The organism is Photobacterium sp. ABD4_091, from assembly GCF_056160145.1.
Genome location: NZ_JBSWWQ010000005.1, coordinates 125766 through 145968 on the forward strand (window position 1 = coordinate 125766; position 20203 = coordinate 145968).

The window sequence follows — 20203 nt, forward strand, 5'->3', positions numbered from 1 at the left end:
GCACCAGTGCCGTATCGGCACCGACATATCGCCTCCGCCCACCAGCATACTGCCGCCAACTCGCAGGCAATAAAAAAGGGCACCCGAAGGTACCCTTTTATTCAATGCGTTAGCTAACGATTAGTTTTCGTCGTTTAGGCCAGCATTCAGAAGCGCTGCAAGATCTTGCGATGCCTGCTCTGCATCTACCTGAGGTGCAACCGGCTCTAGCTCTGCATCACGCTGGCGCTGACGGTTCTGGTGGTACGCGAAACCGGTACCAGCAGGGATCAGACGACCAACGATTACGTTCTCTTTCAGGCCACGTAGCTCGTCACGCTTACCAGAAACCGCAGCTTCTGTTAGTACGCGAGTCGTTTCCTGGAAAGATGCAGCCGAGATGAACGACTCAGTTGCAAGCGACGCTTTGGTGATACCCAGTAGGTCACGCTCATACGTTGCTGGCAGCTTGCCTTCAGCTTCAAGCTTACGGTTCGCAATCGTGATGCGAGAGAACTCAACCTGCTCGCCAGGTAGGAACTCAGAATCACCAGAAGACAGGATAGTTGCCTTACGAAGCATCTGACGAACGATAGTCTCGATGTGCTTATCGTTAATCTTAACGCCCTGTAGACGGTAAACTTCCTGAACCTCGTTCACGATGTACTCTGCAACGGCGTGAACGCCACGCAGACGTAGGATATCGTGTGGAGCCTCTGGACCATCGGCGATTACATCACCTTTCTCAACCTTCTCACCTTCGAATACGTTCAGCTGGCGCCACTTAGGAACCATTTCTTCGTATGCGTTGCCTTCTGCAGGCGTGATGATCAAGCGACGCTTGCCTTTAGTCTCTTTACCGAACGATACGGTACCAGTGATTTCAGCAAGGATCGCAGGCTCTTTCGGCTTACGTGCTTCGAATAGGTCAGCAACTCGTGGTAGACCACCGGTGATATCTTTCGTACCGCCAGATGCCTGCGGGATACGTGCTAGCGTATCACCGATACCAACCATTGCGCCGTCTTCAAGCTGGACGATTGCTTTACCCGGTAGGAAGTACTGAGCTGGCATTTCAGTGCCGGCGATCATTACATCGTTACCGTTTTCGTCAACTAGCTTAACCGTTGGACGCATGTCTTTACCAGCACCGGTACGCTCTGCAGCGTCTAGTACGGTAATCATAGACAGACCTGTTAGCTCATCAGTCTGACGAGAAACAGTGACACCATCGATTAGGTCAACGAACTGAACACGACCTGCCACTTCAGTGATGATTGGCATTGTGTGCGGGTCCCAGTTAGCGATAACTTCGCCAGCTTTAACTTCCGCAGCATCACCTTTAGTCAGGTGTGAGCCGTATGGCAGTTTGTAGTTCTCTTTGGTACGGCCGAACTCATCGATAACGCTCATTTCTGAGGCACGAGAAGTGATAACTAGCTTGCCTTCGTTGTTAGTAACAAACTTGGCATTGTGTAGTTTCATCGAACCGTTGTTCTTAACCTGGATGCTGTTCTCAGCCGCTGCCGCAGATGCCGCACCACCGATGTGGAACGTACGCATCGTAAGCTGTGTACCCGGCTCACCGATTGACTGTGCTGCAACAACACCAACCGCTTCACCCTGGTTCACTAGGTGACCACGTGCTAGGTCACGACCGTAACAGTTCTTACAACAACCGAAGTCATTCTGACAGGTTACCACAGAGCGTACTTTCACCTGGTCAACAGAGTTCGCTTCTAGGATGTCACACCACTTCTCATCAAGAAGCGTATTACGTGGCGCTAGAACTTCGTCTGTACCCGGCTTGATAACGTCTTCTGCAACAACACGGCCAAGAACGCGATCACCAAGTTGCTCTTTAACGTCACCACCCTCGATCAGAGGCATCATGGTGATACCTTCGTGAGTGCCACAGTCATCAGACGTGATTACCACGTCCTGAGCAACGTCTACTAGACGACGTGTTAGGTAACCGGAGTTCGCAGTCTTAAGTGCAGTATCGGCAAGACCCTTACGAGCACCGTGAGTAGAGATGAAGTACTGTAGTACGTTCAGACCTTCACGGAAGTTCGCTGTGATCGGCGTTTCGATGATTGAGCCATCCGGCTTAGCCATCAGACCACGCATACCCGCTAGCTGACGAATCTGTGCCGCAGAACCACGAGCACCTGAGTCGGCCATCATGTATACGCTGTTGAACGATTTCTGCTGCTCTTCTTCGCCGTCACGGTTGATAACAGTGTCGAAAGACAGGTTATCCATCATCGCCTTAGCAACCTGCTCGTTGGCTGTTGCCCAGATATCGATAACTTTGTTGTAACGCTCGCCCGCGGTAACAAGACCTGACTGGAACTGCTCCTGGATTTCAGCAACTTCAGCTTCGGCTTCGGCGATCTTGGTGTATTTCGCTTCTGGCACAACCATGTCGTCGATACCAACAGATACACCAGATAGTGCCGCGTAAGCAAAACCTGTGTACATGATCTGGTCAGCAAAGATAACAGTATCTTTCATGCCCAGTTCACGGTAACAAGTGTTAAGCAGTTTAGAGATCTGCTTCTTGCCCAGAGCTTCAGTGTTTACAAGGCTGTAAGACAGACCTTTCGGTACGATTGTCCATAGCATTGCACGACCAACAGTCGTATCAATCAGCTTAGTTTCAGCCGTCAGGTTGCCCTGCTCGTCTTTGTTGTGCTCAGTGATACGAACCTTAACGCGAGCGTGTAGCTCAGCATTACCTGTACGGTAAGCTTTTTCAGCTTCAGCAGGACCTTCAAGGTACATGCCTTCGCCTTTCGCGTTGATCTTTTCACGAGTCATGTAGTAAAGACCCAATACAACGTCCTGAGAAGGTACGATGATCGGATCACCAGATGCTGGTGAAAGGATGTTGTTGGTAGACATCATCAGTGCACGTGCTTCTAGCTGTGCTTCCAGCGTTAGAGGTACGTGTACCGCCATCTGGTCACCATCGAAGTCGGCGTTATATGCCGCACACACTAGTGGGTGAAGCTGGATCGCTTTACCTTCGATTAGTACTGGTTCGAATGCCTGGATACCCAAACGGTGCAGTGTTGGTGCACGGTTAAGCATAACTGGGTGTTCGCGGATCACTTCGTCTAGGATATCCCAAACAACAGCTTCTTCGCGCTCAACCATCTTCTTAGCAGCTTTGATCGTTGTCGCCAGACCACGAGTCTCTAGTTTGCCGTAGATAAATGGTTTGAATAGCTCAAGTGCCATCTTCTTAGGAAGACCACACTGGTGCAGGCGTAGGTATGGACCTACGGTGATAACAGAACGACCTGAGTAGTCTACACGCTTACCAAGTAGGTTCTGACGGAAACGACCCTGCTTACCTTTGATCATGTCAGCCAAAGATTTCAGAGGACGCTTGTTCGAACCTGTGATAGCGCGGCCACGGCGACCGTTATCAAGTAATGCATCAACAGACTCCTGCAGCATACGTTTTTCGTTACGTACGATGATGTCAGGGGCTGCTAGGTCCAGTAGGCGCTTCAGACGGTTGTTACGGTTGATAACGCGACGGTACAGATCGTTCAGATCTGAAGTAGCGAAACGACCACCATCTAGCGGTACCAACGGACGTAGATCCGGCGGTAGTACTGGCAGTACAGACAGGATCATCCACTCTGGGTTGTTGCCTGACTGTAGGAATGCTTCTACCAGCTTAAGACGCTTAGTAAGCTTCTTACGCTTGGTTTCAGAGTTAGTTTCTTCTAGCTCTTCGCGCATCAGCTCGATTTCAGCATTCAGGTCCATATTGGCCAGAAGTGCCTGAACGGCTTCAGCACCCATCTTCGCGTCGAACTCGTCGCCCCACTCTTCAAGTGCATCCAGGTACTGTTCTTCTGACAGCAGCTGGCTACGCTCAAGGTTGGTCATACCAGGTTCGATTACCACGTAAGATTCAAAGTAAAGTACACGCTCGATGTCACGTAGCGGCATGTCCATTAACAGACCGATACGAGATGGCAGTGACTTAAGGAACCAGATGTGGGCTACAGGAGAAGCTAGCTCAATGTGACCCATGCGCTCACGACGCACTTTAGTCTGAGTTACTTCTACACCACATTTTTCACAGATAACACCACGGTGCTTCAGGCGCTTGTACTTGCCACAAAGACACTCGTAGTCTTTTACCGGGCCAAAGATACGTGCACAGAAAAGACCGTCACGCTCAGGCTTAAAAGTACGGTAGTTGATGGTTTCTGGTTTTTTAACTTCACCGAAAGACCATGAACGGATCATGTCTGGTGAAGCAAGACCGATTTTGATTGCATCAAATTCTTCAGTCTTGTGTTGTGCTTTCAGAAACTTAAGTAAGTCTTTCACATTCGGCTCCTGTGAGGAGTTGACCCATAAAGGCGCCAGTCTGCTGGCGCCTTCATATTTATACCGGAGTAACTAATAAATCTTGGTATGAACCGAGGCTTATTCGTCTTCCAGCTCGATGTTGATACCCAACGAGCGGATTTCTTTCAACAATACGTTGAACGATTCCGGCATACCAGGTTCCATACGATGGTCGCCATCGACGATGTTCTTGTACATCTTCGTACGGCCGTTAACGTCATCCGACTTAACAGTTAGCATTTCCTGTAGGGTGTATGCGGCACCATATGCTTCTAGTGCCCACACTTCCATCTCACCGAAACGCTGACCACCGAACTGAGCTTTACCACCCAGCGGCTGCTGAGTAACAAGGCTGTAAGAACCGGTAGAACGGGCATGCATCTTGTCATCAACCAAGTGGTTCAGTTTCAGCATGTACATGTAACCAACAGTTACAGGACGCTCAAACTTGTCACCAGTACGGCCGTCAAACAGAGTCAGCTGACCAGATTCTGGTAGGTCACCCAATTTCAGAAGTTCTTTGATAGACGCTTCTGGCGCACCGTCGAAGACAGGTGTCGCGATTGGTAGACCGTTACGCAGGTTACCGATCAGAGTACGTACTTCATCATCGCTTAGTGCGGCAATGTCTACGTTCTGGCGTGTGTCGCCCAGATCGTACACTTTCTGCAGGAAGTTACGGAACTGGTGTAGTTCCTGCTGCTGCTTAAGCATCTCGTTGATCTTGTCACCGATACCTTTCGCTGCAAGACCCAAGTGAGTCTCCAGGATCTGACCGATGTTCATACGGGACGGTACACCCAGCGGGTTAAGTACGATATCTACTGTCTGACCTTTTTCATCGTACGGCATGTCTTCAACAGGACAAATCTTAGAGATTACACCCTTGTTACCGTGACGACCCGCCATCTTATCACCAGGCTGGATACGACGCTTAACAGCTAGGTATACCTTAACAATCTTAAGGACACCCGGCGCTAGGTCATCACCTTGAGTGATCTTACGGCGCTTGGTTTCAAATTTCTTATCGAACTCAGCTTTCAGCTCGTCGTACTGCTCGGCTAGCTGCTCAAGCTGGTTCTGCTGTGCTTCGTCATCAAGAGTCTGTGCGAACAGCTTCTCGCGGTCCATTGAAGACAGCTTGTCTTCGCTGTAACCCGCGGCAAGAAGAAGCGTACGAACACGTGCAAGAAGACCACCCTCAAGGATCTGGAATTCTTCAGTGATGTCTTTCTTCGCTTCTTTCAGCTGCATCTCTTCGATTTCTAGCGCACGCTTGTCTTTCTCAACGCCGTCACGGGTAAATACCTGAACGTCGATGATAGTACCAGACACAGAGTTAGGTACGCGTAGAGAAGAGTCTTTCACGTCAGACGCTTTCTCACCGAAGATAGCACGTAGTAGCTTCTCTTCAGGAGTTAGCTGAGTTTCACCCTTAGGTGTCACCTTACCAACTAGGATGTCGCCACCCTTAACTTCAGCACCGATGTAAACGATACCTGACTCATCCAGCTTAGATAGCGCTGCTTCACCCACGTTCGGGATATCGGCAGTGATTTCTTCCGCACCTAGCTTAGTATCACGCGCCACACAAGATAGCTCTTGGATGTGGATAGTTGTCAGGCGGTCTTCCTGTACAACACGCTCAGATACAAGGATGGAATCCTCGAAGTTGTAACCGTTCCAAGGCATGAACGCGATACGCATGTTCTGTCCAAGGGCTAGTTCACCAAGGTCGGTAGATGGACCGTCAGCTAGTACGTCACCACGAGCCACAGGCTCACCCGGCATCACAGTTGGACGCTGGTTGATACATGTGTTCTGGTTAGAACGGGTGTACTTGGTCAGGTTGTAGATGTCGATACCCGCTTCGCCTGGTACCAACTCGTCTTCGTTAACCTTGATAACGATACGAGAAGCATCTACTGACTGAACCATACCGCCACGTTTAGCTACGGCTGTAACACCGGAGTCAACCGCTACGTTACGCTCGATACCTGTACCTACTAGCGGCTTGTCAGCACGTAGAGTAGGAACTGCCTGACGCTGCATGTTCGCACCCATAAGGGCACGGTTCGCATCATCGTGCTCTAGGAACGGGATCAGAGACGCAGCCACCGATACAACCTGGTTGGTTGCAACGTCCATGTACTGAACATGGTCACGTGGGTGCAGACCTGATTCACCTTTCTGGCGGGCAGTGATCAGTTCGTCAGCGAAAGAGCCGTCTTCGTTGAGCGCGGCGTTCGCCTGAGCGATTACGTAATGGCCTTCTTCGATAGCAGATAGGTAGTCGATTTCTTCGGTTACCTTGCCGTCGATCACTTTACGGTATGGAGTTTCCAAGAAACCGTAAGGGTTACACTGAGCAAACGCTGACAGTGAGTTGATCAGACCGATGTTTGGACCTTCCGGCGTTTCGATCGGACATAGACGACCGTAGTGGGTCGCGTGTACGTCTCGAACCTCAAAGCCAGCACGCTCACGAGTCAGACCACCTGGGCCAAGCGCCGAGATACGACGTTTGTGAGTAACTTCTGACAGTGGGTTGTTCTGGTCCATAAACTGAGACAGCTGAGAAGAGCCAAAGAACTCTTTCACTGCCGCAGAAATTGGCTTGGCATTGATTAGGTCTTGAGGCATTACTGCATCTAGATCGCCAAGGCTTAGGCGCTCTTTAACAGCACGCTCAACACGTACCAGACCAACTCGGAATTGGTTTTCAGCCATCTCGCCTACAGAACGGATACGGCGGTTGCCTAGGTGGTCGATATCATCAACTTCACCTTTACCGTTACGGATATCGATCAGACGACGCATTACATCGATGATGTCAGCGTGGTCTAGGGTACCCTGGCCTGTAGACTCTTCACGACCTAGCGAGCTGTTGAACTTCATACGGCCCACAGCAGATAGATCGTAACGCTCTTCAGTGAAGAACAAGCTTTCGAAAAGCTGCTCTGCCGCTTCGCGCGTTGGTGGCTCGCCCGGGCGCATCATGCGGTAGATTTCTACCAGTGCGCTTAGACGGTCGGTCGTGCTGTCGACACGGATGGTGTCAGACATGTACGGACCGTAATCTAGATCGTTCGTAAACAGAACTTCTAGAGATTTGTAACCTGCCTGAGATAGCAGAGCTAGTGTTTCCAGGCTTAGTTCCTGGTTAGCTGCTGCGATCAGCTCGCCGGTTTCCTCGTTCACGTAATCACGTGATGCGATTTTACCCACGATGTATTCAACAGGGACTTCGATGTGGTCAACACCGTCTTTACCTAGCTGGCGGATATGGCGAGCGGTAATACGGCGGCCTTGCTCAACGTAAACCTTGCCGTTGGCTTCGATATCGAAGCTGGCGGTTTCACCACGTAGACGCTCTGGTTGCAGCTCCATAACAAGAGACTTGCCCTGAACTTCGAAGTTTACTTTCTCGAAGAACATGTCAAGGATCTGCTCGGTAGTGTAGCCTAGCGCACGCAGGATGATTGAAGCAGGAAGCTTACGACGACGGTCGATACGTACGAATACGTTATCCTTAGGATCAAATTCGAAATCCAACCATGAACCACGGTATGGGATTACGCGTGCGTTATAAAGCACTTTACCTGAGGAGTGGGTCTTACCCTTATCGCTGTCGAAGAAAACACCCGGGCTACGGTGTAGCTGGGATACGATAACCCTCTCGGTACCGTTAATAACGAATGTACCGTTATCTGTCATGAGCGGAATTTCGCCCATGTAAACTTCTTGTTCTTTAATGTCTTTGACTGTGCCAGCTGGCGCGTCTTTATCGTACATGACAAGACGAAGCTTCACACGAAGTGGTGCAGAGTACGTTACGCCACGAATCTGACATTCTTTAACATCGAAGACCGGCTCACCGAGACGATAGCTAACGTATTGCAGCTCGGAATTGCCGTTATAGCTCTGAATTGGGAAAACAGAACGAAAGGCAGCTTCTAGACCGTAATGCCCTTCTGGATCCTGCTCGATGAACTTTTTAAAAGACTCAAGCTGGATCGACAGCAAGTATGGTACATCCAAAACTTGTGGACGCTTACCAAAATCCTTACGGATACGCTTTTTCTCGGTATAAGAGTAAACCATAGGTTCCTCAGATCGCTGATAAGTGATCCAAACTGCTCAAAACGAGGAGCAGTGACTAATAACACTGTTTTTGTAGGAACAGCTCCGCGAGAGCAGGACTGTTTTTTGCATGGAGAGTGGTCGCAAAACAATGTGAAAACACCACTACCCTACAGCGCAAAAAGGCCGGTGGCTTTTTAGCCACCAGCCATTAGCCAATTAAGGCTAAGAAATTAAGTAATTATTACTTAACTTCAACAGAAGCACCAGCTTCTTCTAGCTGAGCTTTAAGAGCTTCAGCTTCAGCTTTGTCTACAGCTTCTTTTAGAGGAGCTGGAGCGCCGTCTACTAGAGCTTTAGCTTCTTTAAGACCTAGGCCAGTCGCGCCACGTACTGCTTTGATAGTAGCAACTTTGTTAGGACCAGCAGCTGTTAGGATTACGTCGAATTCAGTTTGCTCTTCAGCTGCTTCTGCAGCTGCGCCGCCCGCTACTACTGCTGCTGCAGCTGTAACGCCGAATTTCTCTTCCATAGCTTCGATTAGCTCAACAACTTGCATTACAGACATTTCTGCAACTGCGTCTAGGATTTGCTCGTTAGTGATAGACATAACAATTCTCTTTAAAAGTCAACAATTAGTTTAAATAGCAATCAGTGAAAAGCAAGGGCTATTAAGCCGCAGCTTCTTCTTTCTGATCGCGAACAGCTGCGATAGTACGTACCAGCTTACCAGCAGACGCTTCTTTCATGCACATCATTAGGCGTGCAATCGCTTCGTCGTATGTTGGTAGAGTTGCTAGTACTTCAACGTCAGCAACAGCGCCTTCGAATGCGGCTGCTTTGATCTCGAAATCTTTGTTCTCTTTAGCGAAGTCTTTGAAAAGACGCGCTGCAGCACCTGGGTGCTCGTTAGAGAAACCGATCAGTGTAGGACCTACGAAAGTCTCAGTAAGACATTCGAAATCAGTACCTTCCACTGCACGACGAGCTAGTGTGTTACGAACAACTTTCAGGTAAACGCCGTTTTCACGAGCTTGTTTACGCAGAGAAGTCATCGCACCCACAGCAACGCCACGAGAGTCAGCAACAACTGCAGACAGGGCACCATTGGCAGCTTCGTTGACTTCAGCAACAATTGCTTTTTTGTCTTGAAGGTTCAATGCCATTGGATTTGCTCCTGGATTATGCCGGGAAGTCCCGGACTGTACACCACTCACTGCCGGTATGGCAGGAGAGTTTTTACGGCGCAGATCCAAGAAAGACTTACATCAATCATGTTCTGGCACCGTCTACGTAGGTGATATTAAGTCAGCTCTGAGAGTTGACGCCTACGGTCTTTGACGAAGGCTGTTACCGAGGCAACAGCCTTAGCCACGAATTCGGAAGCGCAAATTATACACGAAATTTGCGCTTCTGCAAATTACTGTGCGTTAGTTTCCAGAGTATTCTGGTCTAGCGCTACACCTGCACCCATAGTGGTAGAGATGCTTACTTTCTTGATGAAAGTACCTTTAGCTGAAGAAGGCTTAGCTTTCTTCAGAGCAACTAGAAGAGCTTCTAGGTTCTCTTTTAGTTGAGCAGCGTCGAAGTCCACTTTACCGATAGTAGTGTGGATGATGCCGTTCTTGTCGTTACGGTAACGAACCTGACCTGCTTTAGCGTTCTTAACAGCTTCAGCAACGTTAGGAGTTACAGTACCAACTTTAGGGTTTGGCATTAGACCGCGTGGACCAAGAATAGTACCAAGCTGACCTACAACGCGCATTGCATCTGGAGATGCGATAACAACGTCGAAGTTCATCTCGCCTTTCTTAACCTGTGCAGCTAGTTCGTCCATACCTACTAGGTCAGCGCCAGCTTCTTTAGCAGCTTCAGCGTTTGCACCCTGAGTGAATACCGCTACGCGGATTTCACGGCCAGTACCGTTTGGTAGTACAGTTGCACCACGAACGTTCTGGTCAGATTTACGTGCATCGATGCCAAGGTTAACAGCAACGTCAACGCTTTCAGTAAATTTAGCAGTAGCTAGTTCTTTAAGAAGAGCAACAGCTTCGTTGATGTCGTACTCGCGGTTAACATCAACTTTCTCGCGGATTACGCGCATACGTTTAGTAAGTTTTGCCATTGTCTTAACCCTCTACCACTAGACCCATTGAACGAGCAGTACCAGCAATCGAACGCTTCATAGCTTCGATGTCAGCACCAGTCATGTCCGCAGCTTTAGTTTCTGCGATCTCTTGGATCTGAGCGTCAGTTACAGTACCAACTTTCTCAGTGTTCGGACGGCCAGAACCAGACTTAACGCCAGCAGCTTTCTTAAGAAGAACAGCAGCAGGTGGAGTCTTAGTGATGAACGTGAAAGAACGGTCGTTGTATACTGTGATAACAACTGGAGTCGGTAGACCTTTCTCGATTGAGTCAGTCTTAGCGTTGAACGCCTTACAGAATTCCATGATGTTCACACCGTGCTGACCTAGTGCAGGACCAACCGGTGGACTTGGGTTTGCCATACCAGCTGCAACTTGCAGCTTGATGTAAGCTTCTACTTTTTTAGCCATTGCTATTTACCTTAATTTGGGTTCGAACGTCTAATCTCTAGGAATAGACTCCCCGTCTAACGAAAGGGCGCGAAATTATAGTCCAATTTCACGCCCCTGACAACTAAAACTGATTATTTAATGATCAGCTTTTTTCGACCTGGCCAAACTCCAGTTCAACAGGAGTTGCACGGCCGAAGATTGATACAGATACCTTCAGGCGGCTCTTGTCGTAATCGACTTCTTCCACCACGCCGTTGAAGTCTGCGAACGGGCCGTCAGTAACACGGACAACTTCACCCGGTTCGAACACAGTTTTGTGTACAGGTGATTCGCTCGCCTTCTCAAGGCGGTTAAGGATTGCATCAGCCTCTTTATCAGAGATCGGAGCCGGACGGTCAGATGTACCGCCGATGAACCCCATTACACGAGGGATACTACGTACCAGATGCCATGTCTCATCGTTCATCACCATCTGTACAAGCACATAGCCAGGGAAGAACTTGCGCTCGCTCTTACGGCGCTGGCCAGCACGAACTTCTACAACTTCTTCAGTTGGGACAAGCACTTCTTCAAAGTACTCTTCCATGCCGTGCATTTTAATATGCTCACGTAGGGATTGTGCTACACGACCTTCAAAACCAGAGAAGGCCTGTACTACATACCATCGTTTTTTTGGAGCTTCGCTCATGAACTCTTACCTCACACACCGGTAACTAGGCGGACTAGACGGACCATGATGCCGTCGATGCCCCACAAGGCTAACGCCATAATGACAGTGACAGCTAAAACGATAAAGGTTGTCTGCGTAGCTTCCTGACGAGTAGGCCATACTACCTTGCGGACTTCCATGCGCGATTCGCGGGCAAACGCAATCGCGGTTTTACCTTTTGCTGTAAGTGCAGCAATACCACCAGCCGCTGCCACTAGGACAACAACCGCGGCAGCGCGTAGCACTACAGAAACATCACTGTACAGGTAATTACCAACCACAGCGGCAGCTAGCAGAGCAAATACAGCGACCCATTTAAGGCCGTCCATACCGCCGGAGCTGCTTTGGTTTTCGGCATTCGCTTTCATACAACCAACCTGTAACTAGTCTCAATATAGACGAAAATAACCCCGCATTTGCGAGGCTAACAATGAAGGAAAGCACTAAAGCTTTAATTACAAACAAAAAACTTCATCATAATAAAAAGTTTCTCTGCAGGCTTGAGCAAAAAATATGCAAAACCAAGCAACAGCGCAGAAAAAGGGCATCAAATGATGCCCTTTTTAGTACCTAGTCGTCAAATATTATTCAACGATCTTAGCTACAACACCAGCACCAACGGTACGGCCACCTTCACGGATTGCGAAGCGTAGACCTTCGTCCATCGCGATAGGAGCGATTAGAGTAACAACCATCTGGATGTTGTCGCCAGGCATAACCATTTCTACGCCTTCTGGTAGCTCGATAGTACCAGTTACGTCAGTTGTACGGAAGTAGAACTGTGGACGGTAGCCTTTGAAGAATGGCGTGTGACGGCCACCTTCGTCTTTAGACAGAACGTATACTTCTGATTCGAAAGTAGTGTGCGGAGTGATAGAACCTGGCTTAGCAAGAACCTGACCACGCTCAACTTCGTCACGCTTAGTACCACGTAGAAGAACACCAACGTTCTCACCAGCACGGCCTTCGTCAAGAAGCTTACGGAACATCTCAACACCAGTACAAGTAGTTGTAGTGGTCTCTTTGATACCGATGATTTCTACTTCGTCACCTACAGTGATGATACCCTGCTCAACACGACCAGTTACAACAGTACCACGGCCCTGGATTGAGAATACATCTTCGATAGGTAGGATGAACGGACGGTCGATCGCACGCTCTGGCTCTGGGATGTAGTTGTCTAGTGCTTCAGCTAGCTCAACGATCTTGTCTTCCCACTCTTTCTCGCCGTTTAGAGCGCCAAGAGCAGAACCCATGATTACTGGGCAGTCGTCACCTGGGAATTCGTACTCAGAAAGAAGTTCACGAACTTCCATCTCAACTAGCTCTAGAAGCTCTTCGTCATCAACCATGTCACACTTGTTCATGAACACGATGATGTAAGGGATACCAACCTGACGGCCTAGTAGGATGTGCTCACGAGTCTGAGGCATTGGGCCGTCAGTTGCAGCAACAACTAGGATACCACCGTCCATCTGCGCAGCACCAGTGATCATGTTTTTAACGTAATCGGCGTGTCCTGGGCAGTCTACGTGTGCGTAGTGACGAGTTGGAGTATCGTACTCTACGTGAGAAGTAGAGATTGTGATACCACGCTCGCGCTCTTCTGGAGCGTTATCGATAGATGCGAAGTCTTTAGCTTCACCACCGTATACTTTTGACAAAGTAGTACAGATAGCAGCAGTTAGAGTAGTTTTACCGTGGTCAACGTGGCCGATAGTACCAACGTTAACGTGCGGTTTAGTACGTTCAAATTTTTCTTTAGACATGGATAGTCCCTCTAGGCACGGTATTTGGTGGCATTACGACCACACAACCAATCATGGGTTTTGTAGAGTATATATCAAAAGAAAAGAAGTCACTTAGGGAGAGAGTGGTGCTGATAGGCGGATTTGAACCGCCGACCTCACCCTTACCAAGGGTGCGCTCTACCAACTGAGCTATATCAGCACACAAGAAGTGTGGAGCGGGCAGCGGGAATCGAACCCGCATCATCAGCTTGGAAGGCTGAGGTAATAGCCATTATACGATGCCCGCGAAACTCGTCACTCGTTAAGCTATTCTTTCTTAAGAAAATGGTGGAGGGGGACGGATTCGAACCATCGAAGGCAGTGCCGGCAGATTTACAGTCTGCTCCCTTTGGCCACTCGGGAACCCCTCCAGATTTTTTTTGCACTTTCACTCATCTAGGAGAAAGTGGTGCCGACTACCGGAATCGAACTGGTGACCTACTGATTACAAGTCAGTTGCTCTACCTACTGAGCTAAGTCGGCGTAAGTGCTGCGCATTCTAGAGAACTATCCCTAGCCTTGCAATACCTTTTTCCCGTTTTTTTTAGTTTTCGAACCTTACTGGCGAAAAATTACCCACTACCGGCATTTTGCATACAAAGCAAGGCCTTCCAGCACCAAATCGGAGCGGTGACAGAAGTCTTTCCCCCATTGGTGCGGCAGGTGCCGAACACCGCCCCCGCATAGGATCACCTTGGGTTCAGTTTTCAGTTTTTCACGCGCTTGGGATAGGCCGTACTCGATCAAACCTACCAAAGCGGCACGGCAACCGTTCTTCAGGCCATCTGCGGTATTATCGGCAAACGTAAGGGCATCACTGTGCTCGCGATCGGCAAAGACTTTGGTGGTATTCTCCAACACCGACTTCATCATCAGCTGGTAGCCGGGGGCAATCCAACCACCAAGGTGTTTGCCCTCTTCCGTCATCACATCGAACGTGAGCGCGGTGCCAATATCAACAATAACGGTTGGCGCTTTGAATTCCTGGCGAATAGCCACCAGCGTCAGCCAGCGGTCAACACCCAGGTATTGGTATTCGTTGTAGGCGTTCTTAACACCAAAGTCTTTTCTCAGCGTCTTAACCTGCATCACAGGGATATTGGCAAGCTGTGAGATGCGCTGCAGGGAGTTATCAATTTCAACCGGCCCCACACTGGCAAACACTATTCTGGTGACTCCATTCTCCAGTAACGGTTCCAAGACCATTTCCAGCTTCTTGCTCGGAAAGCGTCCCAGCAATGTGAAATGGCCATCTTCAAATAGTTGGGCAACTTTTACATAGCTGTTGCCCGCTTCAATCAAAATTTGCATCAACAACCTCTAAGGCTGATTTCTCCACCGAGGTAAGGAGTAATCCCTTGCTCGGTTTCCAGTAACAACGCTCCCTGGTTATTGATCCCGCGAGCAATCCCTTCCACTACACGGTTACCCATCAATAACTTCACAGGGCGATCCAAAAAGTTATCCAGCCTATTCCAGCGAGTGGTAAAACCATCCATCCCGCTTTCTTCATATTCGCTCAACGCTTCATGCAAACGGTTGATCAGTGTCGCAGCGAGCGTATTCCGATCCGGTAAAGAGTCGCAAGCCTCTGTAAGGTTGGTCCAGGACTGCTCAATGGCCTCACCTTCTGACTCAGGCATCGCAATATTCAGCCCCATACCAATCACCAAGTGGGCTGCTTCACCAGCCTGGCCCGACATTTCAACCAAAATGCCAGCTAGTTTTCGATCCTGATAGTAAAGATCATTGGGCCATTTGACCTTGATCCCTTCCGTGCCCAGCGACTCTAGCGCTTCGGCAATAGCGACTCCGACAACTAGGCTCAGACCCATTGCCGCCGCTATACCTGCATCAAGACGCCAATACATCGAAAGGTATAGATTACTGCCAAAGGGCGAAAGCCACTGGCGACCTCGGCGGCCTCGGCCAGCCTGTTGGTATTCGGCCAGGCAGCATGCCCCCTTGGGCATCGTACCTACACGGTCGAGCAAATACTGGTTAGTCGAGTCAATGACAGGGATCACCTCTAAGCTCGGGCACTTTACCTGAGCCAAGATCGTATCGCAATCAAGCAGTTCCAGTTTTGCCGGTAGGCTATAGCCTTTGCCTTGGAGACGGAAAATATCTATTCCCCAACTACGTAGCACCTTAATGTGCTTGCTGACTGCCGCCCGGGAGATCCCCAGCGCTTCACCCAGCGCCTCACCGGAATGAAACTGCCCATTTGCCAGTTTGGCAATCAGGGCAAGGCGCGTGGCATGCTCTTTCATTGGAAAACCTCGGCCAATGTGGTTTCTTTCTCTCCAGCCATAAAGCGGACTTCATGCTCCAGTTCAATACCAAACTTGGCCTTCACGCTATCCACCACAAACTGGGCGAGCTGTAATACATCAGCAACTTGAGCATGGTGGTAATTGACCAATACCAGCGCCTGCTGGTCATGTACTCGCGCGCCACCTATCTGGTGACCTTTTAGCTGACACTGATCTATCAACCAACCGGCTGCAAGTTTTTCCATGCCATGGGATTGAGGATAATGCGGCATCGACGGATAATGTGCAAGTAGATGCTCAACAACACATCCCTCTACCACAGGGTTTTTAAAGAAACTTCCCGCATTTCCCAGCACATTAGGATCTGGCAGCTTAGATTGGCGGATCTCACAGACTGCATCAAGGATTTCTTTCGCTGTCACACTTGCCGAATCAAACTGTGCCAGAGGGCCATATGAAATAACCGGAACCCAGGCTTTACTCAACCTAAAACCAACGGCGGTAATAGCATGGCTGCCTTTCAATGCGTGCTTAAAAGTGGAATCACGATAGCCAAACTGACACTGCTCTGCTGTCAGACGGCTCTCCTTCCCGCTTCGCAGTTCTACGGTATCGACATAAGCGCAAATATCTTTTAGCTCGACCCCGTAGGCCCCAATATTTTGAATCGGCGATGAACCGACACAGCCAGGGATCAAAGCAAGATTCTCTAACCCCGGCATACCCTGCTCAACAGTTTGGGTCACGAGTTGATGCCAATCTTCTCCTGCTCCAACATGCAGCAAGAAGGCATCGGCGGTTTCTGTTACCTCGATACCGGTAATACGGTTTAGTACAACGATACCGGCGAAGTCTTCACAAAAAAGAATGTTGCTGCCCTGACCGAGGATCAACTTAGGCATTTCTCGATAACGTTCATCTTGCCAGATAGACACCAAATCCTGCGCCGTTTCGGCTATAACAATTTCTTTGGCTTGAACATCGAGACCAAATGTGTGAAACGGTGCGAGCGACCTATCCTGCAAAACTTTCATGCGACTTATGATCCATACCTTTATACTAGGGGCTGCATTTTAACTGATTCATCCACTCTTGGCAGTGTTTTCCCTATGAGCAAGCTTAGATTCCACCTACTAGAGCCTCTACGTTTTCCCCTGATCAACCGCTTCTATAAGGCATATTACCCCGCGGGCAAGGCGAAAAAAGACGAAATCATTTGGATTGGCGAGGATAACAAAGGCATACAAGCGTGTGTCAGGTTCAAGCAATTTGAAGACTTCCAACTGCTGACCGGGATGCTGGTTCATCCTGATTTACGCTCACAAGGTCAAGGCGCTGCATTATTAACCGCTTGCCAAACCCAGCTCTCAGCACAGCTTTGTTACTGCTTTGCTTTTAGCTATTTAGAGTCGTTTTACCAATCTGCAGGTTTTGTAACGCTGGAAGACAACCAACTACCAGAGTCGTTACGTACAAGGATAAACCGCTACCGACAAAGCGGTAAAAGCCTTACTCCCATGCTCTATGATCAAAGTAGTAAACGTGAATTAAGCCAAGCGTGACATAAGCCAACTTAGCAATACGTGGACTATGATGTTTTTCTGATATAATTGCGCCCTTAACTAACCGATTCATCCTTATTAAGGTCGCGTAAACGAGGCGATAATGGATTCAGCTATTGCTAACAAGCAACGCATTGAGCAACTGCCGTGTATTGCACACAAGCCAGAAGATTTAGAGACCCTTCTCGATGCAGGATCGTTCCGTGAACGTCTCCACCAAGAAATCTCCAAAGCCAAAGCGCGTATTTATTTAGTTGCGCTCTACCTACAAGATGACGACGGTGGGCGTGGGATCCTCACGGCACTGTACGAAGCCAAACAAGCTAACCCAGAGCTTGATATCAAGGTTCTGGTCGATTGGCACCGGGCACAACGTGGGCTTATCGGTGCAGATAAATCAGACGGTAACGCTGCCTTATACCGTGAATTCTCGGAAAAATACGAACACCAGATCGATATTCTAGGTGTTCCGGTACGTAACCGAGAAGTCTTTGGTGTACTGCACCTAAAAGGCTTTGTCGTCGATGACAAAATCATCTATAGCGGCGCGAGCCTCAATGATGTCTACCTAGCCCAGCACCAGCGCTACCGCTATGACCGCTATCATGTGATCCATAATAGCCAGTTAGCCGATAGCATGGCCAACTTTATTGTAGACACCCTAGTTAACAGCGATGCGGTCAATTGCCTGAGCCAGGCTAACCGTCCGGAAACAAGAATCCTGAAAGGGGCAATCAAAGAGCTGCGCCATCAATTACAAAGAGCCAGCTACCAGTTTGAGCCTGAGCAGGTCTCTGACACAGAAGTAGGCCTTACCCCACTAGTAGGTCTTGGCAAGCGGAAAAATAAGCTTAACCAACATATCTGCACCCTGATTGCCAGTGCCCAACAAGAACTGACTATCTGCACCCCTTACTTCAACTTCCCACGTAGCGTTAGCCGAGAAGTTAAAAGGGCACTACGCCGCGGAGTGAAAGTAACCATTGTTGTTGGTGATAAGACCGCAAATGACTTCTATATCCCGCCGAGTGAGCCTTTCAAGACTATCGCTGGGCTACCTTATCTATATGAAGTCAACCTGCGTAACTTTGCCAAGCAGAATGAAGGGGCCATTGCCCGACGCCAGCTTGCTATCCACCTATGGAAGCACAATGACAACAGCTTCCACCTTAAAGGGATCTGGGTTGATCGCAGTTATATGCTGATCACCGGTAATAACCTCAACCCGCGCGCTTGGAAGCTGGATTTAGAAAATGCCATTCTGGTTCATGATAAGCAGCAGTTGCTGGCAGAGCAGAAACAAGGCGAGCTCGACCGTATCCTTGAGCATACCCAGCTCGTTGGTAGCTACAAGTTTATCGATAATATCGACGCATACCCGGCACCAGTGCGTAAATTGATCAAGCGTATCCGTCGAGTGAAAGCCGACCATATCCTTAACCAGATCCTGTAAGAGAAAAAGCCATGACCATTGCTGCCATCGATGTAGACCCACAAAAGACCTTTACCCCTCTGTGCCCAAATGAATTACCGGTCGCAGAAGGTGATACTATCGGCTCTGAGTTGAATCGCCAGGCAGCATTGGCAAGCTTGCGAATACTGACCAAAGACGCTCATCCTCACAATGCTGTTTGGGTTGTCGAATCACATGAAAAGATGCTTTCTGCCTTAGATCACCCGAACGCCGACCTGACCTGGGTTAGCCATGCTGTTCCCGGAACGACAGGGTTCGAAACCATTCCGGATTTGCCTGCGGTCACCGAGTATGATCATGTCATTTGGAAAGGGATCGAGCCGGATCTTCACCCCTACGGCGCTTGCTATCATGATCTTCAAGAAAAGCTCAGCACGGGTCTGATCGAGTGGTTACAAAGCAAGGCAGTTAATACGGTTTTAGTTGGTGGCCTAGCTACCGACTATTGCGTCAAGACCACGGCCTTGCAACTGCAAACAACCGGCCTATTCCAAGTGATCGTCAATCTCGCCGCTTGCCGTGGCATTGCGCCTGAGACGGTTGAAAAGGCCTGTATAGAGATGAAAGCGGCTGGTATTCGCGTTTGTGATAGCACCGAGGCTGTCAAAGCCCTGTTATAACCGAAGCCATCGTTTGTTCTTAATATTATGAACCCAGCCATTGGCTGGGTTTCTTTTTCTTATGGTTCTGCGGTTCTGTCAGAAGACTCTCTGAATTCCCCCCGATCAACCTCTGACCCTAAACGCCGAGTATCACTACTAACGACCTGTAGGGCCGCTCTTAAACCCCATAGCCTCGTTCTTCCTATGAAGACAAAAGCCCTGATATTGTTAGCAGGGCTTCTAGGTACGTAACGAAGAACTGTAATTCTGCTTCGGTTTAATATAAGTGACGGAACGGCCGGGCTGGCGCTCTAGGGGACTCATTCGCCTGCAAGGCGAACACATATCCAACAGATGTAAAAAAGCCCAAGCATTTCTGCTTAGGCTTAGTATAAGTGGTGAAGCTGATGGGACTCAACGCACCGGGCTTCCGGACGCGGCCAAAGTGCACAGCACTTACGAGAGCGTCAGATACAAGAAAGCCTCGTCTTTCGTCGGGGACGCCTAGTTTGAGGCTTCTTAATAAGTGGCGTAAAGGCCGGGCTGGCGCACCAGCGGGACTCATTCGCCAGCAAGGAGAACATAACCGACAGATGTAAAAAAGCCCAAGTCTTTCGACTTGGGCTTAGTATAAGTGGCGGAGCGGACGGGACTCGAACCCGCGACCCCCGGCGTGACAGGCCGGTATTCTAACCAACTGAACTACCGCTCCACACGGTGATAAACATTTTATGTTTATCCGATATACGTCGTTCAATACGCATATCTAAATTGGAAGCCTGGCGATGTCCTACTCTCACATGGGGAG

At 49.2% G+C, this 20203-nt stretch carries 15 protein-coding genes and 5 tRNA genes; 3 read left to right on the forward strand and 17 right to left on the reverse strand.

Annotated elements, in window-relative coordinates; genetic code table 11:
- Positions 1-120 precede the first annotated feature (120 nt).
- The 16 genes from rpoC to murB form a co-directional block, all read right to left on the reverse strand.
- Entirely contained in the window at positions 121-4338 is a 4218-nt protein-coding gene (gene rpoC / locus ACXAGQ_RS27420) for a DNA-directed RNA polymerase subunit beta' (protein WP_475258242.1), read from the reverse strand.
- Between the two features lie 99 nt (positions 4339-4437).
- The gene (gene rpoB, locus ACXAGQ_RS27425; RefSeq protein ID WP_475258244.1) at positions 4438-8463 is read right to left on the reverse strand and encodes a DNA-directed RNA polymerase subunit beta; all 4026 of its coding nucleotides are present in this window, start codon (positions 8461-8463) and stop codon (positions 4438-4440) included.
- 223 nt (positions 8464-8686) lie between these two features.
- Positions 8687-9052 carry a 50S ribosomal protein L7/L12 gene (gene rplL / locus ACXAGQ_RS27430; RefSeq protein WP_107301231.1) on the reverse strand — a complete coding sequence of 122 codons (366 nt, stop codon included), beginning with the start codon at positions 9050-9052 and terminating at the stop codon, positions 8687-8689.
- Positions 9053-9113: 61 nt separating this feature from the next.
- Positions 9114-9608, reverse strand: coding sequence for a 50S ribosomal protein L10 (gene rplJ / locus ACXAGQ_RS27435; RefSeq protein WP_036817332.1), 495 nt, complete (start codon positions 9606-9608; stop codon positions 9114-9116).
- 254 nt (positions 9609-9862) lie between these two features.
- On the reverse strand, positions 9863-10567 hold the full coding sequence (rplA, locus tag ACXAGQ_RS27440) for a 50S ribosomal protein L1 (protein ID WP_475258245.1): 705 nt from the start codon (positions 10565-10567) through the stop codon (positions 9863-9865).
- A gap of 4 nt (positions 10568-10571) precedes the next feature.
- Positions 10572-11000 carry a 50S ribosomal protein L11 gene (gene rplK, locus ACXAGQ_RS27445; RefSeq protein ID WP_007462791.1) on the reverse strand — a complete coding sequence of 143 codons (429 nt, stop codon included), beginning with the start codon at positions 10998-11000 and terminating at the stop codon, positions 10572-10574.
- 124 nt (positions 11001-11124) lie between these two features.
- Positions 11125-11670 (reverse strand): transcription termination/antitermination protein NusG, encoded by a 546-nt coding sequence (gene nusG / locus ACXAGQ_RS27450; protein ID WP_039458779.1) that lies wholly within the window; start codon positions 11668-11670, stop codon positions 11125-11127.
- Between the two features lie 11 nt (positions 11671-11681).
- The gene (gene secE / locus ACXAGQ_RS27455; RefSeq protein WP_281025905.1) at positions 11682-12059 is read right to left on the reverse strand and encodes a preprotein translocase subunit SecE; all 378 of its coding nucleotides are present in this window, start codon (positions 12057-12059) and stop codon (positions 11682-11684) included.
- Between the two features lie 216 nt (positions 12060-12275).
- On the reverse strand, positions 12276-13460 hold the full coding sequence (gene tuf, locus ACXAGQ_RS27460; RefSeq protein ID WP_107301234.1) for an elongation factor Tu: 1185 nt from the start codon (positions 13458-13460) through the stop codon (positions 12276-12278).
- 105 nt (positions 13461-13565) lie between these two features.
- Positions 13566-13641, reverse strand: a tRNA-Thr gene (locus ACXAGQ_RS27465).
- A 12-nt stretch (positions 13642-13653) separates the two neighbouring features.
- A tRNA-Gly gene (locus ACXAGQ_RS27470) sits at positions 13654-13728 on the reverse strand.
- A 39-nt stretch (positions 13729-13767) separates the two neighbouring features.
- A tRNA-Tyr gene (locus ACXAGQ_RS27475) sits at positions 13768-13852 on the reverse strand.
- A 36-nt stretch (positions 13853-13888) separates the two neighbouring features.
- Positions 13889-13964 (reverse strand) — tRNA-Thr (locus ACXAGQ_RS27480).
- Positions 13965-14060: 96 nt separating this feature from the next.
- Positions 14061-14792, reverse strand: a complete 732-nt coding sequence (locus ACXAGQ_RS27485; protein ID WP_475258247.1) for a type III pantothenate kinase — start codon at positions 14790-14792, stop codon at positions 14061-14063.
- Positions 14792-15754 carry a bifunctional biotin--[acetyl-CoA-carboxylase] ligase/biotin operon repressor BirA gene (birA, locus tag ACXAGQ_RS27490; RefSeq protein ID WP_475258248.1) on the reverse strand — a complete coding sequence of 321 codons (963 nt, stop codon included), beginning with the start codon at positions 15752-15754 and terminating at the stop codon, positions 14792-14794. The genes ACXAGQ_RS27485 and birA overlap by 1 nt, the downstream gene beginning before the upstream one ends.
- Entirely contained in the window at positions 15751-16791 is a 1041-nt protein-coding gene (murB, locus tag ACXAGQ_RS27495; RefSeq protein ID WP_475258249.1) for a UDP-N-acetylmuramate dehydrogenase, read from the reverse strand. The genes birA and murB overlap by 4 nt, the downstream gene beginning before the upstream one ends.
- Before the next feature lie 75 nt (positions 16792-16866).
- Between murB and ACXAGQ_RS27500 the strand changes: the two genes are divergently transcribed.
- The 3 genes from ACXAGQ_RS27500 to ACXAGQ_RS27510 all read left to right on the forward strand — a co-directional run bounded on the left by ACXAGQ_RS27500 (position 16867) and on the right by ACXAGQ_RS27510 (position 19413).
- Positions 16867-17319, forward strand: a complete 453-nt coding sequence (locus tag ACXAGQ_RS27500) for a GNAT family N-acetyltransferase (RefSeq protein WP_475258251.1) — start codon at positions 16867-16869, stop codon at positions 17317-17319.
- 103 nt (positions 17320-17422) lie between these two features.
- Positions 17423-18772 (forward strand): CDP-diacylglycerol--serine O-phosphatidyltransferase, encoded by a 1350-nt coding sequence (pssA, locus tag ACXAGQ_RS27505; RefSeq protein ID WP_475258253.1) that lies wholly within the window; start codon positions 17423-17425, stop codon positions 18770-18772.
- Between the two features lie 11 nt (positions 18773-18783).
- A complete protein-coding gene (locus ACXAGQ_RS27510; RefSeq protein WP_475258254.1) occupies positions 18784-19413 on the forward strand; it encodes a nicotinamidase in 630 nt (209 codons plus the stop codon).
- A gap of 617 nt (positions 19414-20030) precedes the next feature.
- On the opposite strand, the gene ACXAGQ_RS27515 is transcribed toward ACXAGQ_RS27510, so the two are convergent.
- Positions 20031-20107, reverse strand: a tRNA-Asp gene (locus ACXAGQ_RS27515).
- Positions 20108-20203: the final 96 nt, after the last annotated feature.

Coding starts and splice junctions, on each gene's coding strand:
- rpoB (WP_475258244.1), bottom strand. CDS start 8,463: ATGGTTTACTCTTATACCGAGAAAAAGCGTATCCGTAAGGATTTTGGT.
- rplL (WP_107301231.1), bottom strand. CDS start 9,052: ATGTCTATCACTAACGAGCAAATCCTAGACGCAGTTGCAGAAATGTCT.
- rplJ (WP_036817332.1), bottom strand. CDS start 9,608: ATGGCATTGAACCTTCAAGACAAAAAAGCAATTGTTGCTGAAGTCAAC.
- rplA (WP_475258245.1), bottom strand. CDS start 10,567: ATGGCAAAACTTACTAAACGTATGCGCGTAATCCGCGAGAAAGTTGAT.
- rplK (WP_007462791.1), bottom strand. CDS start 11,000: ATGGCTAAAAAAGTAGAAGCTTACATCAAGCTGCAAGTTGCAGCTGGT.
- nusG (WP_039458779.1), bottom strand. CDS start 11,670: ATGAGCGAAGCTCCAAAAAAACGATGGTATGTAGTACAGGCCTTCTCT.
- secE (WP_281025905.1), bottom strand. CDS start 12,059: ATGAAAGCGAATGCCGAAAACCAAAGCAGCTCCGGCGGTATGGACGGC.
- tuf (WP_107301234.1), bottom strand. CDS start 13,460: ATGTCTAAAGAAAAATTTGAACGTACTAAACCGCACGTTAACGTTGGT.
- ACXAGQ_RS27485 (WP_475258247.1), bottom strand. CDS start 14,792: ATGCAAATTTTGATTGAAGCGGGCAACAGCTATGTAAAAGTTGCCCAA.
- birA (WP_475258248.1), bottom strand. CDS start 15,754: ATGAAAGAGCATGCCACGCGCCTTGCCCTGATTGCCAAACTGGCAAAT.
- murB (WP_475258249.1), bottom strand. CDS start 16,791: ATGAAAGTTTTGCAGGATAGGTCGCTCGCACCGTTTCACACATTTGGT.
- ACXAGQ_RS27500 (WP_475258251.1), top strand. CDS start 16,867: ATGAGCAAGCTTAGATTCCACCTACTAGAGCCTCTACGTTTTCCCCTG.
- pssA (WP_475258253.1), top strand. CDS start 17,423: ATGGATTCAGCTATTGCTAACAAGCAACGCATTGAGCAACTGCCGTGT.
- ACXAGQ_RS27510 (WP_475258254.1), top strand. CDS start 18,784: ATGACCATTGCTGCCATCGATGTAGACCCACAAAAGACCTTTACCCCT.